Source organism: Paenisporosarcina sp. P5_A11, assembly GCF_056400705.1.
Map to the genome: position 1 here is coordinate 24,957 of NZ_JBFUKT010000015.1, position 9,674 is coordinate 34,630.

General features: G+C 35.7%; 11 protein-coding genes. 9 read left to right on the forward strand and 2 right to left on the reverse strand.

Annotated features, from left to right (window positions below; translation table 11 throughout):
* The first annotated feature begins 103 nt into the window (after nucleotides 1-103).
* From infC to AC1DOS_RS04915, 4 genes are all read left to right on the forward strand, one after another.
* Complete coding sequence (gene infC / locus AC1DOS_RS04900; RefSeq protein WP_024534253.1) at nucleotides 104-610, forward strand: translation initiation factor IF-3; 507 nt, start codon at nucleotides 104-106, stop codon at nucleotides 608-610.
* A 29-nt stretch (nucleotides 611-639) separates the two neighbouring features.
* The gene (gene rpmI, locus AC1DOS_RS04905) at nucleotides 640-840 is read left to right on the forward strand and encodes a 50S ribosomal protein L35 (RefSeq protein WP_108585334.1); all 201 of its coding nucleotides are present in this window, start codon (nucleotides 640-642) and stop codon (nucleotides 838-840) included.
* A 45-nt stretch (nucleotides 841-885) separates the two neighbouring features.
* Nucleotides 886-1,245 carry a 50S ribosomal protein L20 gene (rplT, locus tag AC1DOS_RS04910; protein ID WP_108585333.1) on the forward strand — a complete coding sequence of 120 codons (360 nt, stop codon included), beginning with the start codon at nucleotides 886-888 and terminating at the stop codon, nucleotides 1,243-1,245.
* Between the two features lie 113 nt (nucleotides 1,246-1,358).
* Entirely contained in the window at nucleotides 1,359-1,640 is a 282-nt protein-coding gene (locus AC1DOS_RS04915) for a DUF1294 domain-containing protein (protein ID WP_477536583.1), read from the forward strand.
* Nucleotides 1,641-1,659: 19 nt separating this feature from the next.
* Here AC1DOS_RS04915 and AC1DOS_RS04920 read toward each other — a convergent pair whose 3' ends face one another.
* Together AC1DOS_RS04920 and AC1DOS_RS04925 are read right to left on the reverse strand one after the other, a co-directional pair.
* Nucleotides 1,660-1,899: a hypothetical protein gene (locus tag AC1DOS_RS04920; RefSeq protein ID WP_477536584.1), complete on the reverse strand. Its 240-nt coding sequence runs from the start codon at nucleotides 1,897-1,899 to the stop codon at nucleotides 1,660-1,662.
* Nucleotides 1,900-1,962: 63 nt separating this feature from the next.
* On the reverse strand, nucleotides 1,963-2,346 hold the full coding sequence (locus AC1DOS_RS04925; RefSeq protein ID WP_477536585.1) for a sigma-w pathway protein ysdB: 384 nt from the start codon (nucleotides 2,344-2,346) through the stop codon (nucleotides 1,963-1,965).
* 99 nt (nucleotides 2,347-2,445) lie between these two features.
* Here AC1DOS_RS04925 and AC1DOS_RS04930 point away from each other — a divergent pair, with 99 nt between their 5' ends.
* The 5 genes from AC1DOS_RS04930 to AC1DOS_RS04950 all read left to right on the forward strand — a co-directional run bounded on the left by AC1DOS_RS04930 (nucleotide 2,446) and on the right by AC1DOS_RS04950 (nucleotide 9,128).
* Entirely contained in the window at nucleotides 2,446-2,931 is a 486-nt protein-coding gene (locus tag AC1DOS_RS04930) for a dUTP diphosphatase (RefSeq protein ID WP_108585331.1), read from the forward strand.
* Nucleotides 2,932-3,002: 71 nt separating this feature from the next.
* Nucleotides 3,003-4,091, forward strand: a complete 1,089-nt coding sequence (locus tag AC1DOS_RS04935; protein WP_477536586.1) for a M42 family metallopeptidase — start codon at nucleotides 3,003-3,005, stop codon at nucleotides 4,089-4,091.
* A 357-nt stretch (nucleotides 4,092-4,448) separates the two neighbouring features.
* Complete coding sequence (locus tag AC1DOS_RS04940) at nucleotides 4,449-5,186, forward strand: CsxC family protein (RefSeq protein WP_477536587.1); 738 nt, start codon at nucleotides 4,449-4,451, stop codon at nucleotides 5,184-5,186.
* A 602-nt stretch (nucleotides 5,187-5,788) separates the two neighbouring features.
* Nucleotides 5,789-6,529 carry a CsxC family protein gene (locus AC1DOS_RS04945; RefSeq protein WP_477536588.1) on the forward strand — a complete coding sequence of 247 codons (741 nt, stop codon included), beginning with the start codon at nucleotides 5,789-5,791 and terminating at the stop codon, nucleotides 6,527-6,529.
* A 901-nt stretch (nucleotides 6,530-7,430) separates the two neighbouring features.
* On the forward strand, nucleotides 7,431-9,128 hold the full coding sequence (locus AC1DOS_RS04950) for a BC_2427 family protein (protein WP_477536589.1): 1,698 nt from the start codon (nucleotides 7,431-7,433) through the stop codon (nucleotides 9,126-9,128).
* The last annotated feature ends 546 nt before the right edge of the window (nucleotides 9,129-9,674 follow it).

The window sequence follows — 9,674 nt, forward strand, 5'->3', positions numbered from 1 at the left end:
GGTCGGAACGGCGTAACTGATTTATTKAAGGTCTTCAATAAGCAATATGCCCAAACCATGTATTCGCGACACTATCTGGAGGTGGATTACTATTAGCAAAGACATGTATGTAAATGATGGTATTCGCGCACGTGAACTTCGAATTATCGACCAAAACGGTGAACAATTAGGAGTTAAAACACGTTTCGAAGCGCTTGAAATTGCCGCTAACGTTAATTTGGATCTTGTCCTTGTGGCCCCTCAAGCCAAGCCACCAGTTGCTCGTATCATGGACTATGGTAAATTCAAGTTTGAGAATCAAAAGAAAGATCGCGAAACTCGTAAAAATCAAAAGATTATCGTATTAAAAGAGGTTCGTTTGAGCCCAACAATCGATGAACATGATTTCCAAACGAAACTTCGTAATGCGATCAAGTTCCTTGAAAAAGGCGACAAAGTCAAAGCTTCTATTCGTTTTAAAGGTCGTGCAATTACGCACAAAGAAATCGGCCAACGCGTATTAGATCGCTTTGCAGAAGCTTGTACTGAGGTAGCCACGGTTGAACAAAAACCGAAAATGGAAGGCCGCAGCATGTTCTTGATTCTTCAACCGAAGAACGAGAAAAAGTAAGATTGACGACAGTTTAGGAGGAATTCGACATGCCAAAAATGAAAACTCACCGCGGAGCAGCGAAGCGTTTTAAAAAGACTGGCTCTGGAAAACTAAGACGTGCAAGTGCATATCGCAGTCACTTATTCGCAAACAAGTCAACTAAAGCTAAACGTAAACTACGTAAAGGTGGACTTGTTTCATCTGGAGATTACAAACGTATCAAATCACTAATCGCTTACATGAAATAATACTCGAAATTTAATTGTTCGAAATAATAGCAGGAGGTAATTATTATGCCACGCGTAAAAAGCACACCAGTCACTAAAAGACGTCGTAATAAAGTCTTAAAATTAGCAAAAGGTTATTATGGCGCTAAGAAATTATTATATAAAGTAGCAAACCAAGCAGTTATGAAATCAGGTATGTATGCATACCGTGACCGTCGTAACAAAAAACGTAACTTCCGTAGATTATGGATTACTCGTATCAACGCGGCAGCACGTATGAATGGTCTTTCTTACAGCCGTTTAATGCACGGATTGAAATTAGCTAATATCGAAGTTAACCGTAAAATGTTAGCTGAATTAGCTGTTACAGATCCAGCATCATTCACTCAATTAGCAGATGCTGCTAAAAAATCAATGAACAACTAATTTCGAACACTTAAAGGCTGATGGATAATCCATCAGCCTTTTTTTACGGATCTTTTTAGGGATAGACGTTTAATAGTATAATCATATTATGATTTTCTTAGGAGGAAGTTTATATGATACATATCATTTTCATTGGCTTTTTTGTTGTCATGTCAATCGTCGCATTCATTACAATGGGACATGACAAATCTGCAGCTAAAGCAAACAATCGCAGAGTACCAGAACGTACATTATGGAAACTCGCAATTCTTGGAGGAGGCGTGGGTGCTTACCTCGGGATGATGACCTACCGTCATAAAACAAAACATATGTCATTTCGCATCGGATTTACCTTATTAGCCATCGCACATGTTGCGTTATTGATTTGGGCAACACCCTTATTAAAAGATATATAATGATATGAATGCCTGGAGTCTAAACGTGAAGTGGATTTAAAAATGTCCAGTTCCTTTGATGAGCCAGGCTTTTTTCGATTCGCGTGTTGAATTGAGGGAACCACACATAGATATCGAAAACTAGAAAAGCTAATTTGTTAAGGACATCCACCGTTGCTGGATGTCCCTGTTTGGTTAAACCGCTCATAGCCGACAGAGAACCGCTCATAGTCGACAAAGATTCGCTCATAGCCATGTCTTTTGCGCGCATAGTCGACACGAATCCGCTCATAGACAAAATAGAAAAACCCGACACAGTTTCTATGTCGGGTCAGAGAATTATTTATTTTTTCATCAATTGTTCAATTGGGTTTTTCCAGCCAATGTCTGCGGCAGGGTAGTTCATCAAAATTTCTTTTTCAAGAAATAAGAAATCATCCCGTGTGAAGCCTTGTAATTTCATGGTGTCTTTAGCCCACACAAAGATTGAGACAACTTCAAAAGCATTATCAGTTGTACCTAAATATTTCTCTCCCTCGAATAATGCTCCTTTATAAGAAATGAAAAAATTCTTCCGTGCGTTTTTCACATCATCATAAAAATAGTATGAACCCTTCCCATATGCATCATCTAATTTTCGTTTGGGATCCAGTAAATAAGCGATTCCGCGATAAAATATGTAAACAAGAAGAGCGAGAATCAAAAATCGTATTAATATAACTATCATTATGAACCCCCCTCGGGCAGACATGTTATTATAGTATACGGATAACCGTGTTCATTGGTTTCAAGAATTATGAAATTTTTATACTGGAGGCAATTTAATATGAAATTACAATCCCTTTTTGATATGCAAAAATCTCTTGATACATATATTCAAACTGAAAAAAATATTTCACATGATGTGTTTCTTGAAAAAGGTCTTGCGCTACTAGTTGAACTAGCGGAGTTAGCAAATGAAACACGTTGCTTTAAATTTTGGAGCTCAAAAGGGCCATCTGAGAAAGAAGTCATTTTAGAAGAGTATGTCGATTCGATTCACTTTTTATTATCTCTTGGTATTGAAAAGGAGTTAGACGGCTTGCAAAATTGGCCACTACATTTTGAGGATGAGTCACTTACGTTGTTATTTATACATACCCAGGCGTCGATAAATCAATTTTTGCAAAATCCAACGATGGCTAATTACGAAGAAGTATGGAGAAGATATGGAGCAGTGGCATCAAATCTTGGCTTTACACATGAACAAATTATTAAAGCATATCTTGATAAAAATGAAAAAAATTATGAGCGTCAACGTTCTGGTTATTGAAGAATATTTTGAATATTGAAGACGTTTACATTATAATAAACTTTGTAGTTTATATTTAGGAGGACGAAATAATGACAATGCTTGATTCTACATTAACTATGCTAAAAGAATTGACAGATGCGAAGGCGATACCTGGTAATGAACGTGAAGCTCGCGATGTAATGCGAAAATACATAGAGCCATTTGCTGACCGTATGGATACGGACAACTTAGGAAGCTTAATCGCTGAAAAAGTCGGAGATGCTAATGGACCGAAAATTATGGTTGCTGGACATCTAGATGAAGTTGGCTTCATGATTACACAAATTGACTCTAAAGGGTTCTTAAAGTTCCAAACAGTTGGAGGCTGGTGGTCACAAGTAATGCTAGCACAACGAGTTACCATCGTTACACGTAAGGGTGAATCAATTATAGGTGTCATTGGGTCTAAACCACCTCATATTCTTTCACCAGAAGCACGTAAAAAGCCAGTGGACATTAAAGATATGTTTATTGATATCGGTGCTTCTACAAAAGAAGAAGCAATGGAGTGGGGCGTTTCACCAGGAGATATGGTAACTCCATATTTCGAATTTACTGTCATGAACAATGACAAATTACTTCTTGCAAAAGCATGGGATAACCGCATTGGCTGTGCTATTGCAATTGATGTATTAAAAGCGTTAAAAGATGAGAAGCATCCAAATATCGTTTATGGTGTTGGAGCAGCTCAAGAAGAAGTTGGATTACGTGGTGCACGTACCGCTGCTACAAAAATCAAACCAGACATCGGTTTCGCAGTTGATGTCGGTATTGCTGGAGATACTCCAGGAATCACGGCAAAGGAATCAACAAGTAAAATGGGTGCGGGTCCTCAAATCGTTTTGTTTGATGCATCTATGGTTTCTCATAAAGGACTTCGTGATTTAGTCGTCGACACAGCAAAAGAAAACGATATTCCTTTCCAGTTTGAATCAATTCCTGGCGGTGGAACAGATGCTGGGGCAATTCATTTAACAGCGAATGGAGTTCCTTCTTTAGCAATCGGTATTGCCACACGCTATATTCACTCTCATGCAGGAATTTTACATCGTGATGATTACGAAAATGCTGTGAAATTAATTGTTGCAGTGATCAAAAAACTAGATCGAGACACGGTTAACCAAATTATTTTTGAATAAATGTAGCTTCAGTAAAGCATCTCTTTGTGAACTGCACCCCAATTGTTAGACACAACTAACAATTGGGGTGCAGATCATTTAGCGGTGCTTTTTTTATTTTTTGTTTTTTCTTTAATATTCAGAATCCTACTCCAACTGGTTAAGGACAATGGCAAATTCACAAATAACAATACCCCTGAAAAACTTTTGCACTGATTTCCATGCATGTTAAAGACCTAATACAACAACTTTTATAGAAAAAGTTTTCTGTATTAAAAAAATAAATATTGATGTGCCTATTATATACGCTCAGACACTTATGTCTTAGACAACATATTTTAAAAAAGTAATGAGAAAGAATAAATGGAGGAGATTTTTATGAGTCAACAAGATGGTACAGATAATGCGGATTGTCCAATTATTCCTTGTCCGGTAGAGGCAACGACACTAATACCATTAAAAGATGAAAAAGCAAAACCTTGTGTCCTTCACAAAGATTCTAAGCCGATAATTAAAATTCCAGTTGTATTAGCAGAGACCACCATTCAAATCGTGGTAGAAGCAAATATTCCACTTGATCCACCAGCAGTAGAAATTAAAAGAGTGTTAAAAGATGTATTTCTAACGCAATGTAAACTTGTACCTGTAAAATTTAGCGATGATAAATGCCCAGGTGTCCGAAAAGTAACAAGAGCGAAATTATTTATTGAAGGATTTATTCGCAAAGATATTGAATATGCTACTGCGGATTGTAATGGAGTTATTCGTGATCGAATTGCTACTGTTCCATTTTCTGGTTTCGCAGACCTCAAGGGTGATGATTTTCTGATTTTCCCAATTTTAGGTGGATCCTCAGATAGCAGTAGATCTCGATTTATTGATCCGAAAAATGGTGATATTCCCCGCCAGGATAAATACTTCTTTGAAAATAGCGTTTTTTATAATGAGCAACCATATTGCGAGTTAATTAGTGCTAATTTCTTTGAACTCGATTTTTCTCCACATCCAGTTCGTGCGGGTGAAACGTTTAGAAGCCTACAAGAAAAAATTGTAGTAGACCTTACTCTAAAAGTTTTACAAATACGACAAGTGAAAGTTGATTCTTTAGGACACTAGGCTAAAGTTTAAATTCCTAATAAGAGTACTGTTAGCTAATTGGAAAAACAATACGCTAAGTTAACTTCAACAAGAATGATCCTCTATAAACCCCTATCTAACCAACCGATAGGGGTTTTCTATATTGTGGAAAAATGAAGTATCTTAGGGTATTACGAGTGAATAAGAGTAATTCTAATTAATATACATACAGGGAGACTAAATTAATGAATCATCGGCACAATAACGCCAACGGATTAATAAATAGGTAGGTTACCACAAAAGGCAGTCAGTAGGATAGGAAGATAATCCGTAGCAAAAAAATGGAACTTTCGCCTATGACCCAAGATATCAATTTCCCTTAAGATTGCTTTCTGCATCAGAACTAAAATATTAGTAATATACCTATTATATACGCATATACATGAATACCTTGTGCAACATACTTTAACTATGTAGATTATTATATTAAGTCAAACAATAGATACTAAAAAGAGCTCAATAGGTTACACAGTAGTTAAAGCTTATAAACTAAAGGAGTGTTCCCATTAACCGTTCGATTTGAGTTAACAATTTGAAGAATGTAATGAAAAAAATTGAAAGAATGAAAGGAGACGAATTTGATGACTCAAAATAACAAAACAAGATATACGGATGCTCCAGTTGTTATTCCTTGTCCGGTAGAGGCAACGACAAATGTACCTTTAAAAGATGAAAAAGTAAAACCATGTGTCCTACACAAGGATTCTAAACCAGTTATTAAAGTTCCAACTGTGTTAGCAGAGACCACCATGCAAATCGTGGTAGAAGCAAATATTCCGCTTGATCCACCAGCAGTCGAAATTAAAAGAGTATCAAAAGATGTATTTTTAACGCAATGTGAACTTGTACCTAGTGACTTTGGTAAGGAAATATGCCCAGGTGTCTTTACCGTAAAAAGAGCCAAATTATTTATTGAAGGATTTATTCGCAAAGATATTGAATATGCTGCAGCGGATTGTAATGGAGTAATTCGGGATCGAATTGCTACTGTTCCATTCTCTGGTTTTGTAGACCTCAAGGGTGATGATTTTCTCCTTTATCCTATTTTAGGAGAATCTTCAGGAAGTAGATCTCGATTTATTGATCCGAAAACCGGTGACTCGCCACGCCAAGATAAATACTTCTTTGAAAATAGTGTTTTTTATAATGAGCAACCATATTGTGAGTTAGTTAGTGCAAATTTCTTTGAACTTGATTTTTCTCCACAAGCTGTAAGTGCGGGTAACACGTTTGATACTCTACGCGAAAAAATTGTACTTGACCTTACTCTAAAACTATTGCAATTACAACAAGTTCGAGTTGATTCTCTAGGCGACTGTTAAAATCCTCATAGGTTTACCTCCAGCAAATCTTTAAAAAACCGCTAAGCAAACATCAATGTGAATGCTTTGAATTGTATCTGTTTTCCTTTTAAAAAAGGAAAAGTAAATGAATTATTTGCTTATTTAATACAATTCATTGGAATATACCTTTTTCACATACAACACAATTGTAAGTCCTAATATCCCAATCCCCTAATGGGGGTATTTTTCAAAATATTAGTAATACCTCTCATAGGTTTTAATTATCATTATTTTCATTCAATAAAAACCCCTATCTAGCCGATAGGGGTTTTCTATATTGTGAAAAAACGAAGTATCAATTGGAATTACGAGTGAAGAAGAGGTGTTCCATTTAGTTTACATATAGGCGGCTGGAAGAATTTTTCAAATGTCATGAGACACTTAACTACCCTTGCTCCCGCCAAGAGCTTGTTAAGTAGGTGTAAAATCACAAGAACTCTTTTTGCTTATAAGAAGATTGAGTCATGACATGTTCGGTAGCCACAATAATTCTTTTTCATCTTCAAATAGAGTAATTTGAATCACTAATCAGTCTTTCATTACGGTAGCTAATTTTTTCCATTCGGATTTTAGAAATGTGAGTGCTCTTTATTGCATTAGGATCCGTTGTCTAGAATCTTTTTCTTGATTGGATTCAACAAATACATATTTCATCTCTTTTTCGGGTTAGCCGTCTTTAATAAAAAATATATAAGTTTGTTTTTGGGCAATACATTTGAATTCCAGAAATACAAACATTGTTAAATCAACGTCTTCGTGTATGAAAAAGAAGCTTTTGATGGGTTATTTTCAAAAAACAGTCGAAAGTCGGAGTAACAAAAGCTGAGAAAACCCATTAAATAAAAATAAAGGAACAATTCGTGTAGGTAAGGAGGGTATAATGACAACACCACGGATCAACTATGAAGATATGCAGGGAGTAAATTTCAAACAAAAAGACGTATTTACATTTTCTGTTGCTCCCGATTATCAACATAAAAACCAGAAAGACACAATTCCATGGATTAATTATAAAGATATGCAGAAAATGAATTATAAAGAAAAAGACGTATATACGTTTTCTGTTACTTCTGATTTTCCGCATATACTTGAAGAGAGTGCAGAAAACAGAGAAGATATTTGCGAATCAAGTACTAAACCAGGCTCTTTTGACATATTCGAAATAAATGATTTAAGTAAAACTCATAAAAGGAAGAAAAGGCCCAAATTACGAAAAAAATGTCGTCTTCGTAGAAGAAGTAGAGAATACAGAAATGATATCTACGAATCAGATATTAAGTCATGCTCTGTTGACACAGTCGAAAAAGAGAATTTGGGGGAAATATCCAAAAGAAAGAAAAGGTCCAAATTCCGCAAAAAATGTAATCTCTCTAGAAAGAATATTTTATTCGAAGCAAACAGTATCAGCGAAGACCACACAGATATCACATATGATGGACATGATGATAGATATGAAAACGCTTATGCTGATGAGCTTAATAAACATGGTGGAGTACGTTCAAGGACTATAAAAATTCCATTTTCAACTTTCGAAAAAATTCATAGTTTCCTTTATCCCCCAATTTTTAGTAGTACAATTTCTGCTACTTCCCCTGAGCATAACCTCCAAATAGATGATGTGTTAAAACTCGAGGTAGCATCTAATTTTGATGTCCAAATGAAAGAAATGTCAGAACAGGAGGCATCATCTGAGTTTGAGTCTGATCACCAATTGGATGCTGCTTTTAAAAGCGAGATAGCATCTCGGCTTGAGAAACATCTGCCAGTGGAAGATTTTGCTAGAAGGGATGCTTCTGAAGATAATGTAATTAAACTTAATAAAAATGATGCTAATGAGTGTCACAGATATGCAGGAGTACGCTCAATGACTATAAAAATCCCAATTTCTACTTTTGCAGAAATTGATAATTTCCTTCATCTTCCTATCTTTGGCAGTACGATTCAAGATACATTTAAATTTCTTGACCCTAACAACAAACAAATTCCAGAATTAGATACAAAACTAATTGATACTATAACTTATTATCATGAACAACCATATTGTCTATTGATAGGCTTTAAATCACATGAAATCATATTTTTAACTGACCCTGATCATGTTTATCGGACGAATACGAAAAAGAAAAATGATTATTATCAATCAGCTGTGTTTCCGATTCATGATTCACGTTCTAAGAAAACAAGGGAAAATAAAACATGTCCTTCTGATGAGTCCTTAAATATCAGAGTTCCAGTAGTATTAGGAGAATATAACATTGAAATCTGTTTGGAGAAAGATGTTTTATTTGAAGAAAAAATCTATAAAGTAAAAGAAATTTCTAAAGAAGTGGTATTGACAAATTGCAAGTTTGTACCTGCTGGTTTCACTCATTCGACAGCTGATGAGGCATCTAAGGCATTAAACGGAAAACTATTTATAGAAGGATATATCTATCAAAACATTGAATATTTTGCCGTTCGTAATGAAGATGAAAAAACCAAGCCAAAGGAGTTGAAAACTTTATTTCATCCACTCCATCAAAAAATTGTTGTAGATTTAATGGTTCAATTGCTTCAAGTACAAAAAGTTACAATGTGACAAAATGATATATAGGGGCACCTCAAGGAGGGGTGGGACGTGAGATATTTTTATTATGATTCAACGGACTGCCATTGGCAAGATTTGGACGATTGCCCGCGCTCAATACTTAGATGTAACCAAGTTACAGACACACCCTTTACCACTCCAACAGATAGCGTTATAAGCGTTATGCTCCATCGTATTATTCTCTCCTTCACGCTCGCTCAAAGCACTGTAAATCGTTCGTTACAACGGTACCTTTCTCTACTTTCATTTTTTCTAATGCACATTCATTATAGGAAGGCATCAAATGTTTCAACACGTCAATCCCATCGAAGGTAATGAGGTGCTTTTGGAGAAATAAAACAACTGCTAATTAACGCCTTGATGATTGTGAAAATTGAAGTGTTGAAGGTTAATCAGTAGACTAAAAAACCCGTTGGCGCAACAAAGCCAACGGGTTTATTAATTTGGAGATTGCTAAAAAGGTAATCAGCTGGATGTGACGTTAATCCACCCTAGCTAATCAGAACTCAAGGGTGGTTTTTTATTAGCTCTCACCTG

Coding starts and splice junctions, on each gene's coding strand:
- infC (WP_024534253.1), top strand. CDS start 104: ATGTATGTAAATGATGGTATTCGCGCACGTGAACTTCGAATTATCGAC.
- rpmI (WP_108585334.1), top strand. CDS start 640: ATGCCAAAAATGAAAACTCACCGCGGAGCAGCGAAGCGTTTTAAAAAG.
- rplT (WP_108585333.1), top strand. CDS start 886: ATGCCACGCGTAAAAAGCACACCAGTCACTAAAAGACGTCGTAATAAA.
- AC1DOS_RS04915 (WP_477536583.1), top strand. CDS start 1,359: ATGATACATATCATTTTCATTGGCTTTTTTGTTGTCATGTCAATCGTC.
- AC1DOS_RS04925 (WP_477536585.1), bottom strand. CDS start 2,346: ATGATAGTTATATTAATACGATTTTTGATTCTCGCTCTTCTTGTTTAC.
- AC1DOS_RS04930 (WP_108585331.1), top strand. CDS start 2,446: ATGAAATTACAATCCCTTTTTGATATGCAAAAATCTCTTGATACATAT.
- AC1DOS_RS04935 (WP_477536586.1), top strand. CDS start 3,003: ATGACAATGCTTGATTCTACATTAACTATGCTAAAAGAATTGACAGAT.
- AC1DOS_RS04940 (WP_477536587.1), top strand. CDS start 4,449: ATGAGTCAACAAGATGGTACAGATAATGCGGATTGTCCAATTATTCCT.
- AC1DOS_RS04945 (WP_477536588.1), top strand. CDS start 5,789: ATGACTCAAAATAACAAAACAAGATATACGGATGCTCCAGTTGTTATT.
- AC1DOS_RS04950 (WP_477536589.1), top strand. CDS start 7,431: ATGACAACACCACGGATCAACTATGAAGATATGCAGGGAGTAAATTTC.